Here is an 18,361-nt window from a genome sequence, read left to right as displayed (position 1 = left end):
CCGGTCACGCCGCGGGCGCGGGCGGCCCCGTCACGGGCGGGGCCGGTCCCGTCGCGGGCGCGGGCGGTTCCGGGAGGGTGATCCGGACGGTCGTGCCGGCGGACGGCCGGGAGCGCAGTTCGGCGCGCCCGCCGTGGGCCGCGGCGATCGCGGCGACGATCGGCAGGCCCAGGCCGGTGCCGGTGCTGCCGTGCTCGGCGCGGTGGAACCGTTCGAACGCGCGGGCCGCGTCCTCGGGCGCCATGCCCGGGCCCTCGTCGGCGACCTCGATGACGCCGGGCGCGAGCCGGATGGTCGCGGGCGTCCCCGGCGGGGTGTGGGCGGCGACGTTGGCCAGCAGGTTCGCGAAGACCTGCCGGATGCGCGCCTCGTCGACGTCCGCGACCAGCGAATCGGGCGCGTCCAGCCGGACGGGGTGCTCGGGGGCGGCGGCGGTCGCGTCCGCCATCGCGTCCCTGGCCAGCGCGACGAGGTCGGTCGGGGCCGGCTGGACGGACGCCTCGCGGTCCAGCCGGGCGAGTTCGAGGAGGTCGGTGACCAGCCGGTTCATCCGGCCGGCCTCGTCCTCGATGCGGCGCATCGCGTCGGGCAGCTCGTCCGGGCCGAGGGCGCCGTGCCGGTACAGCTCGGCGTAGCCCTGGATGGTCGTCAGCGGGGTGCGCAGCTCGTGCGAGGCGTCGGCGGCGAACGCGCGGACGCGGGCCTCCGAGCGGCTGCGCGCCCAGAACGCCTGCTCGATGCGGTCCAGCATCACGTTGACGGCGGTGGCGAGCCGGGCGGTCTCGGTGCGGTGGCCGGGGCCGGGCATGCGGGCGCGCAGGTCGCCGCCCGCGGTGATCGCCTGCGCGGTGGCGGCCATCCGGTCCAGCGGCCGCAGCCCGCGGTGGATCAGCCACCGGCCGAGCAGGGTCAGCAGGGCGAGCAGCAGCGCGGCTGTGGCGACCTCGGTGAGGACCAGGTTGCGGACCGCGGAGTGGATCTCGTCCAGCGGGGACGCGACGACGACGGTGCCGTTGCCCCAGGGCCGCGCCACGGCCCGCAGGCCGGGCATGGAGAACGGTTCGAGCGACCGCGCGCGGGCGGCGAGGTCGTCCGGGCCGAGGCGGCGGACCTGGGCGACGGCCCGGTCCGGTGGCGGCGCGTCCCCGCTGAGCACCCGCACCCGCCCGGCCTTGCCGACGGCCAGGACGACGAACCGGGCCGGCGCCACGCCCTGCTCCGGCAGGCCGGGCCGGACGAGCCGGGCGACCGCCCGGTCGCGGGTCGCCTGGAGCTGCCCGTCCACCCGGTGCATCAGGTAGCCGTGCAGGACGAGCGCGCTGACCAGCCCCATCACGGTCAGCCCGGCAACGGTGACGGCGAGCAGGCCGGCCAGCAGCCGGGCGTTGAGCGTCATGGCCGCAGCGCGTACCCCACCCCGCGCTGGGTGTGGATGAGCGGCGTGCCCAGCGGGTCGAGCTTGCGCCGCAGGTAGCTGATGTAGGTCTCGACGACCTGCGGGTTGCCGTGGTCCCAGCCCCACACGCTCTCCAGGAGCTGGGCGCGCGACAGCACCATGCCGGCGTTGCGCATCAGGTGCGCCAGCAGCCGGAACTCCGTCGGCGACAGCTCGACCTCGACGCCGCCGCGCCGGACCGTCCACTGGCCCTCGTCCAGCTCCAGGTCGGCGACCCGCAGCACGGACCCGGTCGGTGGCGCGGTCCGGCGCAGCACCGCCCGGACACGGGCGATCAGCGCCTCGATCGAGAACGGCTTGGTGACGTAGTCGTCGCCGCCGAGCGTGAGCCCGGTGACGGTGTCGGACGGGGTGTCCCGCGCGGTCAGGAAGATCACCGGGACCTGGTCGCCGCCGGCGCGCAGCCGCCGGCACACCTCGAACCCGTCGAGGTCGGGGAGCATGACGTCGAGCAGGACCAGGTCGGGCCGCTCGTCGGCGGCGGCGCGCAGCGCCTGCCCGCCGAACGCCGCCGTCACCGTGGTGAAGCCGTGGAAGCGCAGCGCGACCTCGATGAGGTCGCGGATGTTGGCCTCGTCGTCCACGACGAGCACCCGCCGGTTCTCGCTCATCCGCTCCCGTTACCAGCCTCCGGCCGGGTTTCGGCCCGGCCACCGTCCTGCCCCGAAACTACCCGGCGCCGCCACCGGAGCCGCCCTGAGCGGCCCGGGTCAGTGCTTCTTCGGTTCGCGGACGAGCTTGGCGGTGCGCGTGTCGCCCGTGCGTTCGCCGAGGACGAAGACCTGGGCGCCGTTGGCGAGCGAGGACAGCGCCGACTTGGCCCCGTCCTTGCGGACGCGGGTGCTGGAGTTCGTCGTCCAGGTCCAGGAGGCGCCGTCGGCGCTGCGGACGGTGAGGGTCGTCCCGGAGATGCCGGTGATCTTGCCGCGCTGCCAGTCGGCGAGGTGGAAGCCGTCCTTGCGGCGGACGGTCGCCTCGCCGTGCACGCCGCGGGCCCGGCGGAGCGCGGCCATCCGCTTGCCGTGGCCGGGGTGCGCCTTCGGCGACGCGGTCGTGGTGGAGGAGGGGGAGGGGGACGGGGAGGAGTTCGCGGCGGCGGGGACGGCCAGGTACAGGCCCAGGCCGAGCAGCCCGGCGGCGCCCGCCCCGGCGGCGATGGTCTTCCTGTTGGTTCGCATGATGGCCATCGAACCGGGAGCGGCTGGTAGGAGTCCACGCGGAATCCTGGGAGAACCCTGAGAGTCCGCTGCGAGGTTCCGGACCGGTCAGCGGAAGGTGCGCAGCTCAGCGGAAGGTGCGCAGCCCCTTGAGCATCGCCGACATCAGATGGACGGCCTGGTCGCGGGCGCGCGGAGGGTCGTCGGCGTCGGCGACGGAGAGCGCGAGTTCGGTGAGGGAGCCGTAGAGGGCGGCGGCCGTGAGGCGCGGCGGATGGGCGGGCGCGGCGCCGAGGAGGGCGGTGAGGCCGTCCTCCAGGAGGGTGCCGAGGTGGCGCTGGTCGAGCTCGCGCCAGCGCTGCCAGCCGAGCGCTATGGGGCCCTGGAGCAGGACGATCTGCCGGTGGGCCGGTTCGGAGCAGATCTCGAGGAAGGCCCGGATCCCCTCGACGCCCCGCCGCCACGGGTCGTCGCCCGCCCCGCCGATCGCGGCGGCGACGCGGGCCGCGGCCCGGTCCTCGGCCTCTTCGAAGACGGCCTCGAACAGGCCCTGCTTGCCGGCGAAGTGGTGGTAGAGGGCGCCGCGGGTGAGGCCGGCGGCGCGGACGACCTCCTCGGCGGACACGTCGGCGAAGCCGCGCTCGGTGAAGTGCCGGCGGCCGGCCTCCAGCAGGGCGGCGCGGGTGCTCTCGACGTACTGCTCGCGCCGGCTCCTGACATGCTCCATGCGGCATGTATAACACATACACGCCGTATGCAGGATCCTGACCGTATGGCCGCTTACCGGGGCATTCGCGTCAGTCGGTCTCCGCGAGGGTCTCCAGGACCTGCTCGCCGTACTTGGCCAGCTTGTTCTCGCCGACGCCGTTCACCCGGCCCAGCTCGGCGAGGGACGACGGCAGGGCCGTCGCGATCTCGCGGAGCGTCGCGTCATGGAAGATCACGTAGGCGGGGACGCCCTGCTCCTTGGCGGTGGCGGCGCGCCAGGCGCGCAGCCGCTCGAAGACCGGCGCGGCCTCGGCCGGCAGCTCGACGGGCGCCTTGCGGTCCTTGGCGGCCTTCGCCGCCTTCGTCGCGGTCCGCTCGGGTTCGCGGCGCATCAGCACCTTGTGCTGCCCGCGCAGGACCTCGGCGCTCGACTCGGTCAGCACGAGGGTGCCGTGGGTGCTCTCCACCGCGACGAGCCCCTGGGCCAGCAGCTGCCGGACGACGCCGCGCCACTCCGCCTCGCGCAGCTCGGTGCCGATGCCGAACGACTTCAGCCCGTCGTGGTCGAACTGGATGACCTTGGCGTTCTTCTTGCCGAGCAGGATGTCGACGATGTGCCCGGCGCCGAACTTCTGCCGCCGCTCCCGCTCCAGCCGGACGATCACCGACAGCACCTTCTGCGCCGGGACCGTCGCGTCCCACGTCTCCGGCGGGGACAGGCACGTGTCGCAGTTGCCGCACGGCTCGCCGGACTGCCCGAAGTAGTTCAGCAGCTGGACGCGGCGGCACTCCACGGTCTCGCAGAGCGCGAGCATGGCGTCCAGGTGCAGGGCCTGGCGGCGGCGGAACGCGGCGTCGCCCTCGCCGGAGTCGATCATCTTGCGGAGGTTGACGACGTCCTGCAGCCCGTAGGCGAGCCAGGCGGTGGACGGCAGGCCGTCGCGCCCTGCGCGGCCCGTCTCCTGGTAGTAGCCCTCCACGGACTTGGGCAGGTCGAGGTGCGCGACGAAGCGGACGTCCGGCTTGTCGATCCCCATGCCGAACGCGATGGTCGCGACCATGACGAGGCCCTCCTCGCGGAGGAAGCGCGCCTGGTTCTCGGCGCGCGTCCGCGCGTCCAGGCCCGCGTGGTAGGGCAGCGCCTCGATGCCGTTCTCGGTGAGGAACGCGGCGTGCTTCTCCACCGAGTTGCGCGACAGGCAGTAGACGATGCCCGCGTCGCCCTGGTGCTCGGTCTTGAGGAGGTGGAGGAGCTGGCGCTTGGCGTCGGTCTTCGGCTCGATCCGGTACTGGATGTTCGGGCGGTCGAAGCTCGCGACGAAGTGGCGGGCGTCCTCCAGCTGGAGCCGGGACGCGATCTCGGAGCGGGTGGCCTGCGTCGCGGTCGCGGTGAGGGCGATGCGCGGGACGTCCGGCCAGCGCTCGTGCAGGCCGGACAGCATCAGGTAGTCGGGCCGGAAGTCGTGGCCCCACTGCGACACGCAGTGCGCCTCGTCGATCGCGAACAGCGCGACGTCGCCCCGGTCGAGCAGCTCGACGGCCGCCGGGACGCGCAGCCGCTCCGGCGCGAGGTAGAGCAGGTCGAGCTCGCCCGCGAGGAACTGGGCCTCCACGACGCGGCGCTCGTCGAGGTCCTGCGTGGAGTTGAGGAAGCCCGCCCGGACGCCGAGCGCCCGCAGCGCGTCCACCTGGTCCTGCATGAGGGCGATCAGCGGCGAGATCACGACGCCGGTGCCCTTCCGGACCAGCGCGGGGATCTGGTAGCACAGCGACTTCCCGCCGCCTGTCGGCATCAGGACCAGGGCGTCCCCGCCGGCGACCACATGCTCGATGATCTCCCGCTGCCCGTCCCGGAACGCGTCGTAGCCGAACACGCGCTGCAGCGTGCCGAGCGTCTCCGGGTTGTCGAGGAAGTCGGGGGAAGCCATCGGGCCATACTACGAGCGGCCACCGACAGCCGTCCCCGGGACGGATCAGAGGCCGCCGAGCAGTTCGGGGGTCAGCTCGTCCAGGTCCTTCGCGACGTGCGCGGCGAGCGCCAGCGCGTCGTCCGAGGGCGGGTGCGCCTCGCGCGGGATCGCGACCACCGTCATCCCGGCCGCGTGCGCGGACCGCAGGCCGTTGCTGGAGTCCTCGATCGCGACGCAGTCCTCGGCGCGCACCTCCAGCTGCGCGGCCACGGTGAGGTAGCCGTCGGGCGCGGGCTTGCCGGCGTCGACCTCCTCGGTGGACACGGTCGCGCGGAACAGCCCCTCCACCCCGAGCCGGCCGAGCACCAGGTCGATGAGGGCGCGCGGGGACGAGCTGGCCAGGCCGAGCGGGCGGTGGGCGGCGAGCCGGCGGACGGCGTCCTCGGCGCCCGGCAGCAGCGGCGGCCCGCCCTGGTACCGCTCGGACATCTGGTCGATCACCGTGTAGGCGACCTCCTCGGCCGTCACCCCGTCGACGAGGTCGGTCGCGATATAGGCGGCCCATTCCACGGTGCTCATGCCCATGAGCCGCTGCTGGGTGTCGGGCAGCCAGCGTCCGCCGCGGGACGCGACGTAGCCGCGCCGCACCTCCTCCCACACCGGTTCGGAGTCGATGAGCACGCCGTCCAGGTCGAAAACGATGGCCTCCAAAGGCATGGACCCTCCCGGAAATCGGCGCCACCTACGGCAACGATCATTACCCAGCGCGCTCGGCGGGCAATCCGGCGCCGCCAAACGGACTAATAGCCACTGACCTGGATTTATCCGGCGAACTCGACATGATCGGCTGCCGGTCTGGCATGGTGGTGGATCTCCGCCCCCCTCCGGAGTCACCGCAGAGGAGATCTGCACATGGCGTTCATCGGACTGCTCCTGCTCGCCGCGGCCGCCATCGTCGCCGCCGGCGTCGTGCTCGACAACACCGACCCCTCGCACATCACCGCCTTCGGCCAGGCGATCCCCGGCATCCACAACGAATGGCAGGTCTTCCTCGCCGGCGCGGCCGTCGCCGTCGTGCTCGTCGTCGGCCTGATGCTCACCTTCGTGGGCGCCGGACGGCTCCTGCGCGCCCGCCGCGACCTGCGCTACCTGCGCGAGGAGCACGAGGAGTCGCTCACCACCCTGGAGATGGAGAAGCGCCGCCTCCAGCAGGAACTCGCCCGCGCCCGGCAGAACGGCCCCGCGGCGGGACGGCCCTCGTCCGGCCCCACGCCCGCGCCGGCCGCGCCCCCGCTTCCCCGCCAGCCGGCCGGCGCGCCGTCCGGACCCGCTGCGCCGGCCCCGGCCGCGCAGGCGACCCGCGTCGGACCGCGGTCGCAGGTCTCCGCCCGGTCCCCGTTCTTCGACCGCAACGACTGACGGCGGGCCGGTCGTCCCGCGGGAGGCCGCCCGGTCGTTCCGGATGATGAGCGAGATGTCCGGCGAATCGCCGCGCAGAGGGATGGTTTTCGCGATCTCCCCCACCATCATCGTGGTGTGCGCATCCTTCTCAAGGTCGTCATCACCGCGGTCGCCCTCTGGGCCGCCACCGCGCTGATCGACGGCATCACGCTCACCGGCCGGGACACCGCCCACCGGGCGCTCACGCTGCTCTGCGTGGCGGTCATCTTCGGCCTGGTCAACGCCCTCATCAAGCCGATCGTGAAGACGCTCGGCTGCGCCTTCTACATCCTCACCCTCGGCCTGATCGGGCTCGTGGTGAACGGCCTGCTGCTCTGGCTGACCAGCGCCGTCGCCGACCGCCTCGACCTGCCCTTCCACGTCAGCGGCTTCTGGCCCGCCTTCTGGGGCGCGATCGTCGTCGGCATCGTCGGCTGGATCCTGCACCTCCTCATCCCGGGAGACGACGACGATGACGATGACTGACCGGCGCCTGGAGCGGAGCGCCAGCGGAGTGGAAGGCGACGGTCAGTCGCTCTTGCCGGGGGGCGTGGGGGGTCGTCCCCTCACAGGGGCACTGACCTAGAGGCCGTCCGCTAGCAGGTGGGGCGCGGCGACGGCGGAACGCTCGTACGTCCCGCGCCCCTCGCCCTCCGGCGCCTCGACGGGAGGCGGGCCGACCAGGAACCAGCGGCTCGTCCGGACGGCGCCGACGAGGAACTCCGCGTCCGCGAGCCCGCCCACCGCGACCAGCGCGTCGAACCGCTCGTCTCCCAGCGCGGCGCCCACGCCGAGCGGCGTCCCGACGACCAGATCGGCGGTCGGCAGCAGCGCGACGCCGTCGGCCTCGCCGCCCTCCAAAAGCCCGCCCAGCTCCTCGATGCGCGCCATAGCGAGCCGCTGATGCCGCGCGATGGCGTCCGGGTCGCCCGCCGGGTCCGCGCCGCAGATCTCCCGGACGTTCTCGCGCGACCGCGCCTCGGCCTCCGCCGCCGACTCCAACTCCGCGGCATGGGCGGCGATCTCCCGCTCACCGTCCGCGGTCCGCCGCTCCAGCGCCGCCCGCGCCTCGGCCTCCCGCGCCGTCGCCGCCTCCGCGTCCGACCGGGCCCGCTCCGCAGCCGCCAGCGCCTCCTGCCGGGCCGCCACGGCGGCCTCCACCCGCTCCTCGATCACCCGCGCGGCCTGCTGCGCGGCGCGCGCCTCCAGCCCCGCCTGCGTGGCGCGGTCCACCGACTCCGCGGCCCGCTGGGCCTGCTCCCGGTGCTCCGCGCCCGCCGTCTCCCGCTCCGTCGCCAGCCACGCCAGCTCCGTCGTCAGCCGCTCCTGCGCTTCCCGCGCCGTCGCGAGCCGCGCCCCGCCTTCCGACACGAACCCGGCGAGCCCCTGCCGGTGCGCCTCCGCGCGCTCCGCCGCGTCCTTGGCCTCCTGCGCGCGCTTGGCCGCCTCGTCCGCGTCCCGCGTCCGCGCCCGCACCTCCGCCCGGACGCTCTTGAAGTCCGACGGCGGCGCCGCCACATGCAGCCGCTGCGCCAGCGACATCTTCCGCCGCACCGCCGCCAGCGCCGACTCCGCCGAGACCAGCCGGTAGTAGGACGCATGGCCCTCCGCCGAGGCGTCCGCGTCCACAGCGGCCAGCCTGTCCGCCTCCTCCGCCGCCGCCGGCAACGCCTCCTGCGCCCGCGCCAGCTCGTCCTTCAGCGACGCCTCCACCTGCTGCGCGCCCTGCAACTCGTGCTGCGCGTTGCGGGCCCGCTCGTCCAGCTGCGCGCACCGCGCGTACGCCTCGTCCGCGACCCGCGTCAGCTCGCTCGCCTCGGCGCCCGCCGCGTCCGCGATGGCCTGCAGCCTTTCGGCCTCAGCCCGCGGGCCCGCGAGCTCGGCCTCCGCCTCCTGCTGCACCGCGACGAGCCGCTCCGCCTCGGCCTCCGCCTCGACGGCCCCCTGCTCCGCGCCGCGCGCCGCGTCCTGCGCCGCCTCGATGGCCTGCGCCAGCCCGTGCAGCTCCGCGTCCAGCGCCTCCTTGCGCACGACCCCTTCCGCCTGGACCGCCGCCAACGTCTCCGCGTCCCGCGGCCACTGCTCAAGCCACATCAACCCGCGCCGCAGCAACCCGGCCTCCGCCCGCCACGACTGCGGCCAAGCCTCCCCGACCGGCCGCAACACCGCCCCGCGAACCCACGTCTCGGGCTGCGCGACGTCCAGCCCCGCCCGTCCGGCCAAGGCCTCGTGCCCGTCGGCATCGTCCTCGTCACCATCAGGCAGCGGCGTCGTACTACCTCCGGGCCCCGCCTCAGCCCGCATACCGTCCCCGCCCGCTGACGCGTCCATGGGTACGCCTGGCGCCACGTCCGCCGGCTCGCCGGACAGCCCCTCGGGCCGCGTCACATCAACCGCGCCCCCGGCCTGCGCCTCGTCCAGACCCGCCGGAGCACTCAGAGGCGCATCGGGCTGATCGCCCGGCAGGACGGGCAGCGGCTGGGCGAGTGTCGTGTCGGTCGCGCCAGCTCCGGACGGCGGCTCGGCCATGTCCGAGGGCGGGCCGGGTGGTGTCGCGTCGGGCTGGTCGCTCGGCAGGCTGGGCAGCGGCTGGGCGAGCGTCGTGTCGGTCGCGCCTGCTGGGGACGGTGGTTCGGGTTGCGTCTGTGCCACGTGCGGGGGCGGGCTGGCGCTCGCCTCGTGTGGTGTTGCGCCAGGCGCCTCGGCTGCGGGGGCTTGTAGTGGCTCGACGCGGGTCGCGTCTGCTGGGCTTCCTTGTGGTGTTGCGGCGTGGACGTCCGCATTGGGCTGGGCGGGCAGTGGCTCGGCTCGCGTCGCGTCGGGGGCGGCGCCTGTGCCCGGGTCGGGGAGGCCTGTCACGGGTTTGAACTCGATCGTGCCGTGGGAGCCGAAGTCCTCCCTGAACTGCACCGCCGGTTGGTCGGTCTCCGGTTCGGGCCCGGCCGGCGGCTGGTCCTGGACGACCGGCTGCACGGCCGGTGCGTCTTCGGGGATGGTCGGCAGGCTCAGTGTCTCGTCGGGTTCGGCCGGTGGGGCGAGGGGGTGGGTTTCGGCGAGGAGGGGGAGGAGGTCCGGGTCGTCTTGGAGGGCCTCGAGGAGGGCGGCGGCCTGTTCGGGGGTGGAGGTCAGGAGCAGGGTGCGTTCGCCGGCGGCCTTGAGGGTCCTCAGGAGGGAGTGGACGGTCTCCGGGTCGTCCGCTGTCTGGACGAGGCGGACCGTGCCGGTCGCTTCGAGGGAGCCGGGGGCGACGAGGAGGCGGGCGAGGGTCTCCCAGTCGCCGGCGACGTGGCCGGCGCGGAGGGCGCGGAGCGCGGCGATCTGCGCGGACCAGCCGGGGCCGTCCTCGGTGAGCCGGGCTTGGAGCGCCTCGTACTGGCCGGTCAGCGGTCCGTAGACGCTCTCGACGAGTTCGCGGCCGCCCCAGGGGACCTGTTCCGTGCCGAGGGCCGGGGTCTCCTCGGCGGGCGTCTCCGTCAGCGGGATCGTCTCCAGGTCGGGGCGGGCGTCGAGGGCCGTCTCCGGCACGCCGTCCGGCTCGTTGGGTTCCGTTGAGTGCTTCACCGACGCCATCCCGTCCCAGTTCGACCCCGGGGCCGTATGTGTCCCCTTATGCCCGCGTCTAACGTCTCACATGGAAACGATCACCGGTGGTCCGCGAGGACGGCGTGATGATCTTCACCGGGGCCGGGCCGCGGGTCGGGGTGGACGAGGGCGCCGGCGAGCCGGGGCAGGGCGTGCAGGAGGGCGTGCTCGGCGTCGACGGCGACGCGGTGGGCGCGGACGAGGGTGCAGGACGGGTCCACGGTGACGTCGCATTCGGCGCGGAGGCGGTGGCCGATCCAGCGGAGCCGGACGTCCCCGACGGCGAGGACGCCGGGGGTGGCGGCGAGGGCGGTTTCGGCGCGGTCGACCAGGGCGGGGTCGACGGCGTCCATGAGGCGGCGCCAGACCTCGCGGGCCGTCTGGCCGAGGACGGCCAGGATCGCGGCCGTGATCAGCAGGCCGACGGCGGGGTCGGCCCATGGGAGGCCGAGGGCGGTGCCGGCGGCGCCGAGGAGGACGGCGAGGGACGCGAAGCCGTCGGCGCGGGCGTGCAGGCCGTCGGCGACGAGGGCGGCGGAGCCGATGCGGCGGCCGACGCGGACGCGGTACCGGGCGACGAGCTCGTTGCCGGCGAAGCCGGCGAGGGCGGCGGCGGCCACGGCGGCGAGGTGGTCCACAGGCTGTGGATGCAGGAGGCGTGCCACGGCGGTGTACCCGGCGGCGGCCGAGGAGGCGGCGACGGCCAGGACGATCACTACGCCGGCGAGGTCCTCGGCGCGCCCGTACCCGTAGGTGTAGCGGCGGGTCGGCGGGCGGCGGCCGAGGACGAACGCGATGCCGAGCGGGACGGCGGTGAGCGCGTCGGTGGCGTTGTGGAGGGTGTCGCCCAGCAGCGCCACCGAGCCGGAGAGCGCGACGACGGCGGCTTGCAGGACCGTCGTCGCGCCCAGCCCGGCGAGGGAGATCCACAGGGCGCGGATGCCCTGCGAGCTGGTCTCCAGCGCCCTGTCCGCCTGGCCCGCGTGCGAGTGCGGCCGCAGGAGGTGGCCGATGCGGTGCCGCAGGCCGTGCCGGTGCCCGTGTTCGCTCATGGGTCGAGGATGACCCCGAAATCCCGTTGCAGCATCTCGACAACAGCGACGTTCCCGCAGGTACGGGACGTGTGTCAGTGCGGATTGGTGGCCAGTAGCTCCGCCAGGAGGTCGTCGAGGGTGACGATGCCCGCGAACTCGCCCCGGTCGCCGTTGACGACGGCGAGCTGCGCGCGGGCGCGGCGCATCCGGCTGACGGCGTCGAGGACGGTCGTCTCCGCGGTGAGGGCGGGCGCCGGGTAGGCGAGGTCTCCGGCGGGGCGGTCCCCGTCGGGCTCGGTGATGGCGGCGCGGACGTGCACGATGCCGGTGGCGGCGCCGTCCGGGCCGCGCACCAGGAGGCGGCTGTGCCCGCTGGCGGTCGCGGTGCGGCGGATGTCGGCGGCGGACGCGCCCGTGTCGATGGTGGTCACCGACGACGCGGGGATGACCAGGTGCCGGACGGTCGCCTCCCGCGCGGAGATCGCCCGCCGGAGCAGCTCGTGGTCGTGCCGTCCGATGAGGCCGAGGCGCCGGGACTCGCCGACCAGGTGGCTGAGCCGGGCCGGGTCGGTGTGGCTGTCGAGCTCGTCGCGGGGGGTGACCCGGACGAGCCGCAGCAGCCCGTTGGTGGTGGCGTTCAGCGCGGCGAGGATCGGGCGGGACACCTTCGCGAACGCGCGGAACGGCAGCGCCAGCAGCACGGCGGAGCGCTCCGGGTTCACGATCGCCCAGGACTTCGGCGCCATCTCGCCGATCACCATGTGCAGGAACGTGATGACGCCGAGGGCGCAGGCGAGGGCGGCGGCCTTCGCGCCGGTCTCGGGGACGCCGACCGCGTGCAGCGGCGGTTCGAGGAGGTGCTCGAACGCGGGCTCGGTGACGATCGCGAGGCCCAGCGAGCACATCGTGATGCCGAACTGCGCGCCGGCGAGCATCAGCGACAGCTCGCGGACGCCCGCGACGGCCGCGGCGGCGGGCCGTCCGCCCTTGGCGGCGGCGCGTTCGAGCTGGGACCGGTTGGCGGCGACCAGCGCGAACTCCGACGCGACGAAGAACCCGTTCCCGATCAGCAGCAGGACGGTGATGAGCAGCGAGGTCAGCGGGTCCACGACACCTCCTCGGTGCGCGCGGCGCCGTCGGCCCCGGCGGACGCGGCGTCCGGCGACGGCGCGTCCGGCGACGGCGCGTCCGGCGACGGCGCGTCCGGGGACGGTGGGGCGGCGCAGGGCGGGTCGGAGATCTCGGGGCGGTCCGCCGGGGCGGGCGCGGCCGCCGCACGGATCCGGATCTTCTCGGCGACGCGCCGGGCGACGCTGACGACCTCCAGCTCGGCATGCCCGGGCGGGCCGCCGTGCTCGGTGTCCAGCGCGACGGTGAGGCGGTCGCCGGGGCAGGGCAGCCGGCGCAGCTCGGCCATGACGAGGCCGCCGAGGGTGTCGTAGGCGTCGCCCTCGGGCAGGCCGAGGCCGGTGAGCCGGCCGACCTCGTCGATCCGCATGCCGGCGTCGACCAGCCAGGACCCGTCGGGGCCGGTGGTCGGGGCGTCCTCGCGGGCGTCGGTCTCGTCGGCGATCTCGCCGACCAGCTCCTCGGCGACGTCCTCGAAGGTGAGGATGCCGGCGAGGCCGCCGTACTCGTCGACGACGCAGGCGAACTCCTCGCCGGACTCGCGCATCCGCTCGATGACGCCGTACAGCGGCTGGCTGCCCGGGACGAGCAGCGCGGGCCGGGCGATCTTCCCGACCGGGGTGGCCGGGTCGAGCGCGTCGTCGGCGACCTCGCGGGCGCCCGCGACGCCGATGACGTCGTCGACCTCGCCGTCGTACACCGGGTAGGCGCTGTGGCCCGTCTCGCGGATCAGCGCGACGAGGTCGGCGGCCGGCGCGGCGGCGGGGAGCGTGCTGACCTGCGGGCGCGGCACCATCACCGCGTCGGCGGTGAGGTCGCCGAACGACAGCGCGCGGTCGAGCAGCCCGGACAGGTCGGCGGGCAGGTGGCCCGCGCTGTGCGACTTGCCGATGATGTCGCCGAGCTCCTCGAGGGTGGCGCCGCTGTGCAGCTCCTCGACGGGTTCGACGCCGACGGCGCGCAGCAGCCGCGTGGCGGCGCGGTCGAACAGCCGGATCAGCGGGCCCGCCACGGTCAGGTAGACCAGCGTGGACGCGGCCAGCGCGCGCGCCAGCGACTCGGCGCGCGCGAGGGCGAGGTTCTTGGGGAACAGCTCGCCCAGCAGCATCTGGATCAGCGTGGCCAGGACGAATCCGGTGGCCAGCGCGATCGCGCCGGTCGCGCCCGCCGGCACGCCCGCGGCGTCCAGCAGCGGCCGGATCAGCTCCGCGAGGGCGGGCTTGGCGATGAACCCGACGATCAGCGTGGTCATCGTGATGCCGAGCTGCGCGCCCGACAGCATGAACGACAGCCGGCCGATGACCTTGACGGCCCGCCGGGCGGACGTGTCGCCGCGCGCGGCGGCCTGCTCGAGGGAGGCGCGGTCGGCGGCGACGTAGGCGAATTCCTGGGCGACGAAATATCCGGTGGCGGCGGTGAGAACGATCACCGCGAGCACACCCAGCACCGCGGTCAGCATGGGGCACCGGGTCTATGACTGGGGTCCGACACCGCGGACTCACCACTCCTCTCATCTGGGCCTACCTGCGTAACGCCGCCTGGGGCGGCGAGGTTCCCGGCGCACCAGGGTACGGGCCCGCGCCGATCGTCCCACCGGCGCGCCGCCGTGTCCCGCGGGGACAGGCGCTTGTGTCGCCAAGTGTCACGGATCACACTTGTTGGAGAGCGCGTGCCCGATACTTGAGCGGTCCTTTGCTCCCAGACCGCCGGAACGGGGGCGCGCACGGGGACCGAGAGAACCGAACGCGGGGCTGAGGTGGACGAGAGCGGGCCCGGGGCCGCCGCGCCCATGAGCCGGGAGGGGATCGACCATGCCCTCAGGACGCTCCAGACCGAACGGGAGCGGATCGCGGCGTCGCTGCTGGAGCTCGACGGGCACACCGGCGTCCGGCTGCTGAAGGGCGCCCGGCTCGCCGGGGAGACGTGGCGGCGGTGGGAGGCGGTGCGGGCCCGGCTGACCACGCTGTGGCGGGTGTTCGACGCCTACCAGCGGGTGCTGGACGAGGCGTGCGCGCTGCGCGGCCGGTCGTCGCGCCCGGACGTGGCGACGCTGGTGGAGCTGACCGGACTGCTGTCGGGGCGGTCGGTGGAGCTGCCGGACGGCGAGATCCCGCTGGAGGACCGCACGCTCCTCGGCCCGCAGGACAAGCGCGCCACGCTGGACGAGGCGGTCGGGATGATGTCCGACGCGTACGAGTTCGTGGCGAAGGAGGTCGCGGCGGCGGACGCGGCCTGGTCGACGCTGCTGAAGCCGCTGGAGGGGGCGGAGAAGAGCTGGCGGGAGACGGCGCGGCTGGCGCACTCCCTCGACGGCACCCGCCACCCGGAGCTGGACCGGCTGGGCCGCGAGCTGACGGCGCTCGGCCGGCTCGTCCGCACCGATCCGCTGTCGCTGTGCCCCGGCGGGAAGCCCGACACGTCCCGGCTGGACCGGGTGCGGGCGTCGCTGACGTCGATCGGCGACGAGCTGGCCGGGGTCGCCCGGCTCCGCGACGAGTACGACGAACTGGTCGCGGGCCTCGTTGAGGCCGTCGAGCGGGTCGAGGCGACCGAGCGGGCGGCGTGCGAGGCGCACGCGGCGGTGCTGCTGAAGATCCGCGCGCCGAACGTGCCGGAGCCGGCGCGGGGGCTCGGCGGCGGGCTGCGCCACCGGCTGGCCGCGCTGGAGCGGCTGCGCGAGGCGGGCCGCTGGGTGGAGATGGCCGGCGTCGTCGCCGCGCTGGAGAGCGCCGCCGCGGAGGCGCTGGAACGGGCGCGCGACGACCGGCGTCTCAGCCAGGGACTCCTCGACCGGCGGGGCGAGCTGCGCGGGCGGCTGGAGGCCTACCGCGCCAAGGCGGCGCGGCTCGGGCTCGCCGAGGACGAGGCGCTCGCCGCCCTGCACGAGCGGGCCCGGGACGTGCTGTGGACGGCGCCGTGCGACCTGCGCCGGGCGACCACGCTGCTGGCCGAGTACCAACGCGCGATCAGGGCGCGTGAGAACGGGACGGGGACCACGTGATGACCCGATGCACCCAGCCCGGCTGCACCGGCGAGGTCGGCGCGGACGGCTTCTGCGACGTCTGCGGGATGGCGCCGCTCGCCGAGCCGCCGCCCGCCGACCCGGTGAGCGCGGGCCCGCCGGCCGCGCCGCCCGTCTCGGGGTCTTCCGCAGCCTCGGTTCCGGCCCCGGCTCCGGTGACGATCGTGAACGCGCCCGCGACGACGGTCGAGCGGCCGAACGGCGCGTCGGGCGGGCTCCAGGGCACCCGCCCGTCGGGCACCGGCCCATCAGGCACCGGGCCCTCGGGGACGGGTCCGTCCGGTACGGGTCCGTCGGGCACCGGGCCGTCCGCCGGGTCGGGGAGCGAGCCGACCAGCGGGTCCGGGACCAGCGGGTCCGGGGGGTCGGGCCGCACCGCGTCCCGGGGCGGGACGCGCGGGACGGGCTCCACCGGGTCCGCGCGGCGCGGGATGCTCGGCGCGGGCCTGGTCGAGGTGCCGCCGGTCCCGTTCCGCGACCCCGCGTCCGCGATCATGGAGAACCCGGAGGTCCCGGAGAACCGGCGGTACTGCAGCCGGTGCGGCGAGAAGGTCGGCCGCAGCCGGGACGGGCGGCCGGGCCGCACCGAGGGGTTCTGCGCGACCTGCGGGCACCGGTTCTCCTTCACCCCGAAGCTGAAGCCCGGCGAGGTGATCGGCGGGCAGTACGAGGTGCTGGGCTGCCTGGCGCACGGCGGGCTCGGCTGGGTGTACCTGGCCCGCGACCACAACGTCAGCGAGCGGTGGGTGGTGCTGAAGGGCCTGCTGGACACCGGCGACGCCGACTCCCTCGCCGCCGCGACGGCGGAGCGGGCGTTCCTCGCCGAGGTCGAGCACCCGAACATCGTCAAGATCTACAACTTCGTCCGGCACGGCGACTCCGGTTACATCGTGATGGAGTACGTCGGCGGCCGCTCGCTCAAGGAGATCCTGCTCGCCCGCCGCGAGGAGCAGGGCGACCAGGCCGCGCTGCCGCTCGGCCAGGTGCTCGCCTACGGCCTGGAGGTGCTGAGCGCGCTCGGCTACCTGCACGGCGTCGGCCTGCTGTACTGCGACTTCAAGCCGGACAACGCGATCCAGTCCGAGGAGCAGCTGAAGCTGATCGACCTCGGCGGCGTCCGGCGCGCGTTCGACGTGGACAGCCCGATCTTCGGCACGCCCGGCTACCAGGCGCCGGAGATCGGGTCGTCGGGCCCGTCGATCGTCTCCGACCTGTACACGGTGGGCCGGACGCTCGCGGTGCTGAGCTTCCCGTTCCGCGGCTACACGCGGCGGCATCTGCGGAGCCTGCCGCCGCGCGAGGAGGTGCCGCTGTTCCAGCGGCACGAGTCGTACCACCGGTTGCTGCGGCGGGCGACGCATCCCGATCCGGTGCGCCGGTTCCAGAGCGCCGCCGAGATGGCCGAGCAGCTGACCGGGGTGCTGCGCGAGGTGCTGTCGGCGGAGGACGGGAAGGCGCGTCCGGCGCCGTCGCCGCTGTTCGGGCCGGAGCAGCACACCGCCGGGACCGACATCATCGACCCCGATCCGGCGCGGAACGGGTCGGCGCCGGTGCTGGCGCCGCTGGAGGCGGCCGCCGCGGCGATCGCGCTGCCCGTCCCGCTCGTGTACGGCTCCGACCCGGCCGCCGCGTTCCTCGCGGGGCTGACGGCCCGCGACCCGGGCGACCTCGCCGCCGCGCTGGCCGCCGCGCCGGTGGCCTCGCGGGAGGTGCGGTTCGCGCTGGTCCGGGTGCGGATCGAGCTCGGCGACCTGGACGTCGCCGGGCGGCTGCTGAACGAGCTGGACGCCGAGCAGCCCGACGACTGGCGGGTCGACTGGTACCGGGGCGCCCGCGCGCTCGCGGACGGCCGCGCCGCCGACGCCGCCGCCGTCTTCTCCGACCTGTACGACCTGATGCCGGGGGAGCAGGCGCCCAAGCTGGCGCTGGGCTTCTGCAAGGAGCTGCTGGGCGAGCACGTGACCGCCGGGCGCTTCTACGCGACGGTCTGGCGCACCGACCCGACGCATGTCAGCGCCGCGTTCGGGCTGGCCCGCGCGTACCTGGCGGGCGGCGACCGGGCCAGCGCGGGACGCGTCCTGGACTCGGTGCCGCGCATCTCCAGCCACTATCTCGCCGCGCAGCTCGGCGCGGTCGGGGCGGCGGTCCGGGGCCGTCCGGCCGGGGAGCTGAACGCGGCGGCGCTGGTGGAGGCGGGCCGGCGGCTGCGGTCGCTGCGGCTGGACACCGAGCGGTACTCGGCGTTCGTCGCCGAGGTGCTGGAGGCCGCCCTCGGCTGGCTGCGCGCCGACCGGACGCCGGCGCAGCTGCGGCCGGAAAAGGACATCCTCGGCATCCCGCTCGAAGAGCCTCGACTGCGGGCGAAGCTGGAGGACACTTACCGGGTGCTCGCCAAGCTCGCGGACGGCCCCGAACACCGCCACGCGATGGTCAGACGCGCCAACGCCGTCCGCCCGAGGACGCTGTTCTGACGATGAACGCGGACAGGAACGCCGCCATGGACCCGGGCCGGGCCGTGGGCAGGTTCGCCAACGGGGCCGCGGGCGGAGCCGCGAACGGGGCGTCGAACAGGGCCGCGAACAGGGCCGAGGAGCGGGACGCGGCGTGCGGCGACTGCGGGAGCTGGGCCGTCGCGGCCGACGGGTACTGCGAGGCGTGCGGGCTGCGGCAGCCGAGCGGGCACGAGCACGTCGAGGCGGAGCTGGTGGTGGACGGGCGGCCCGCGCTCGGCGCCGGCATCAGCGACCTCGGCCTGCGCCGCTCCCGCAACGAGGACGCGTTCGCGCTGGCGGCGCTGCCCCACGGCGCGTGCGGGGTCGTCTGCGACGGGGTGGCGACGGCGCCGGGGTCGGAGGAGGCGGCGCGGGGCGCGGCGCAGACGGCGTCGGCCGTGCTGCTCGACCGGATCGCGGCGGGCGCGGACG

14 protein-coding genes and 1 pseudogene are annotated in these 18,361 nt (G+C 75.1%); 5 read left to right on the top strand and 10 right to left on the bottom strand.

Translation table 11 applies throughout. The annotated features are described in order from the left end of the window. Positions 1-4: 4 nt before the first annotated feature. The 6 genes from ABD296_RS01515 to ABD296_RS01490 form a co-directional block, all read right to left on the bottom strand. Complete coding sequence (locus ABD296_RS01515) at positions 5-1,396, bottom strand: sensor histidine kinase (protein ID WP_344260486.1); 1,392 nt, start codon at positions 1,394-1,396, stop codon at positions 5-7. Further along, complete coding sequence (locus tag ABD296_RS01510; RefSeq protein ID WP_344260484.1) at positions 1,393-2,067, bottom strand: response regulator transcription factor; 675 nt, start codon at positions 2,065-2,067, stop codon at positions 1,393-1,395. The genes ABD296_RS01515 and ABD296_RS01510 overlap by 4 nt, the downstream gene beginning before the upstream one ends. 99 nt (positions 2,068-2,166) lie before the next feature. Further along, positions 2,167-2,634 carry a DUF5666 domain-containing protein gene (locus ABD296_RS01505; RefSeq protein ID WP_344260482.1) on the bottom strand — a complete coding sequence of 156 codons (468 nt, stop codon included), beginning with the start codon at positions 2,632-2,634 and terminating at the stop codon, positions 2,167-2,169. A 106-nt stretch (positions 2,635-2,740) separates the two neighbouring features. Beyond that, positions 2,741-3,340, bottom strand: a complete 600-nt coding sequence (locus ABD296_RS01500; RefSeq protein ID WP_344260480.1) for a TetR/AcrR family transcriptional regulator — start codon at positions 3,338-3,340, stop codon at positions 2,741-2,743. Positions 3,341-3,410: 70 nt separating this feature from the next. Then, positions 3,411-5,249 (bottom strand): DNA helicase RecQ, encoded by a 1,839-nt coding sequence (recQ, locus tag ABD296_RS01495; RefSeq protein WP_344260478.1) that lies wholly within the window; start codon positions 5,247-5,249, stop codon positions 3,411-3,413. A 45-nt stretch (positions 5,250-5,294) separates the two neighbouring features. Next, positions 5,295-5,948: an HAD family hydrolase gene (locus ABD296_RS01490; protein ID WP_344260476.1), complete on the bottom strand. Its 654-nt coding sequence runs from the start codon at positions 5,946-5,948 to the stop codon at positions 5,295-5,297. A gap of 195 nt (positions 5,949-6,143) precedes the next feature. Here ABD296_RS01490 and ABD296_RS01485 point away from each other — a divergent pair, with 195 nt between their 5' ends. Together ABD296_RS01485 and ABD296_RS01480 are read left to right on the top strand one after the other, a co-directional pair. After that, complete coding sequence (locus ABD296_RS01485) at positions 6,144-6,650, top strand: hypothetical protein (RefSeq protein WP_344260474.1); 507 nt, start codon at positions 6,144-6,146, stop codon at positions 6,648-6,650. Between the two features lie 117 nt (positions 6,651-6,767). Continuing rightward, the gene (locus ABD296_RS01480; RefSeq protein WP_344260472.1) at positions 6,768-7,157 is read left to right on the top strand and encodes a phage holin family protein; all 390 of its coding nucleotides are present in this window, start codon (positions 6,768-6,770) and stop codon (positions 7,155-7,157) included. Between the two features lie 96 nt (positions 7,158-7,253). Here ABD296_RS01480 and ABD296_RS01475 read toward each other — a convergent pair whose 3' ends face one another. The 4 genes from ABD296_RS01475 to ABD296_RS01460 form a co-directional block, all read right to left on the bottom strand. Further along, the gene (locus ABD296_RS01475; protein WP_344260470.1) at positions 7,254-10,232 is read right to left on the bottom strand and encodes a hypothetical protein; all 2,979 of its coding nucleotides are present in this window, start codon (positions 10,230-10,232) and stop codon (positions 7,254-7,256) included. 80 nt (positions 10,233-10,312) lie between these two features. Then, positions 10,313-11,305 carry a cation diffusion facilitator family transporter gene (locus tag ABD296_RS01470; protein WP_344260468.1) on the bottom strand — a complete coding sequence of 331 codons (993 nt, stop codon included), beginning with the start codon at positions 11,303-11,305 and terminating at the stop codon, positions 10,313-10,315. Between the two features lie 74 nt (positions 11,306-11,379). After that, the gene (locus ABD296_RS01465) at positions 11,380-12,396 is read right to left on the bottom strand and encodes a hemolysin family protein (protein ID WP_344260466.1); all 1,017 of its coding nucleotides are present in this window, start codon (positions 12,394-12,396) and stop codon (positions 11,380-11,382) included. Beyond that, on the bottom strand, positions 12,384-13,874 hold the full coding sequence (locus ABD296_RS01460; RefSeq protein WP_344260464.1) for a hemolysin family protein: 1,491 nt from the start codon (positions 13,872-13,874) through the stop codon (positions 12,384-12,386). Before ABD296_RS01460 ends, ABD296_RS01465 begins: the two co-directional genes overlap by 13 nt. 297 nt (positions 13,875-14,171) lie before the next feature. On the opposite strand from ABD296_RS01460, the gene ABD296_RS01455 reads away from it, so the two are divergent. The 3 genes and pseudogenes from ABD296_RS01455 to ABD296_RS01445 all read left to right on the top strand — a co-directional run. After that, on the top strand, positions 14,172-15,416 hold the full coding sequence (locus tag ABD296_RS01455) for a hypothetical protein (RefSeq protein WP_344260463.1): 1,245 nt from the start codon (positions 14,172-14,174) through the stop codon (positions 15,414-15,416). Further along, entirely contained in the window at positions 15,416-17,908 is a 2,493-nt protein-coding gene (locus ABD296_RS01450) for a serine/threonine-protein kinase (RefSeq protein ID WP_344260461.1), read from the top strand. The genes ABD296_RS01455 and ABD296_RS01450 overlap by 1 nt, the downstream gene beginning before the upstream one ends. A gap of 2 nt (positions 17,909-17,910) precedes the next feature. Next, positions 17,911-18,361 (top strand): annotated as a pseudogene (locus tag ABD296_RS01445) (hypothetical protein); the annotation flags it as partial.

The organism is Actinomadura napierensis (assembly GCF_039529375.1).
Classification (GTDB): domain Bacteria; phylum Actinomycetota; class Actinomycetes; order Streptosporangiales; family Streptosporangiaceae; genus Spirillospora; species Spirillospora napierensis.
This window is presented reverse-complemented; position numbering and strand designations above follow the sequence as displayed.

What these genes read in the sequence shown, in the direction of transcription:
- ABD296_RS01470 (WP_344260468.1), bottom strand. Translation starts at nt 11,305, where the DNA reads ATGAGCGAACACGGGCACCGGCACGGCCTGCGGCACCGCATCGGCCAC.
- ABD296_RS01450 (WP_344260461.1), top strand. Translation starts at nt 15,416, where the DNA reads ATGACCCGATGCACCCAGCCCGGCTGCACCGGCGAGGTCGGCGCGGAC.
- ABD296_RS01505 (WP_344260482.1), bottom strand. Translation starts at nt 2,634, where the DNA reads ATGCGAACCAACAGGAAGACCATCGCCGCCGGGGCGGGCGCCGCCGGG.
- ABD296_RS01490 (WP_344260476.1), bottom strand. Translation starts at nt 5,948, where the DNA reads ATGCCTTTGGAGGCCATCGTTTTCGACCTGGACGGCGTGCTCATCGAC.
- ABD296_RS01460 (WP_344260464.1), bottom strand. Translation starts at nt 13,874, where the DNA reads ATGCTGACCGCGGTGCTGGGTGTGCTCGCGGTGATCGTTCTCACCGCC.
- ABD296_RS01485 (WP_344260474.1), top strand. Translation starts at nt 6,144, where the DNA reads ATGGCGTTCATCGGACTGCTCCTGCTCGCCGCGGCCGCCATCGTCGCC.
- ABD296_RS01510 (WP_344260484.1), bottom strand. Translation starts at nt 2,067, where the DNA reads ATGAGCGAGAACCGGCGGGTGCTCGTCGTGGACGACGAGGCCAACATC.
- ABD296_RS01500 (WP_344260480.1), bottom strand. Translation starts at nt 3,340, where the DNA reads ATGGAGCATGTCAGGAGCCGGCGCGAGCAGTACGTCGAGAGCACCCGC.
- ABD296_RS01515 (WP_344260486.1), bottom strand. Translation starts at nt 1,396, where the DNA reads ATGACGCTCAACGCCCGGCTGCTGGCCGGCCTGCTCGCCGTCACCGTT.
- recQ (WP_344260478.1), bottom strand. Translation starts at nt 5,249, where the DNA reads ATGGCTTCCCCCGACTTCCTCGACAACCCGGAGACGCTCGGCACGCTG.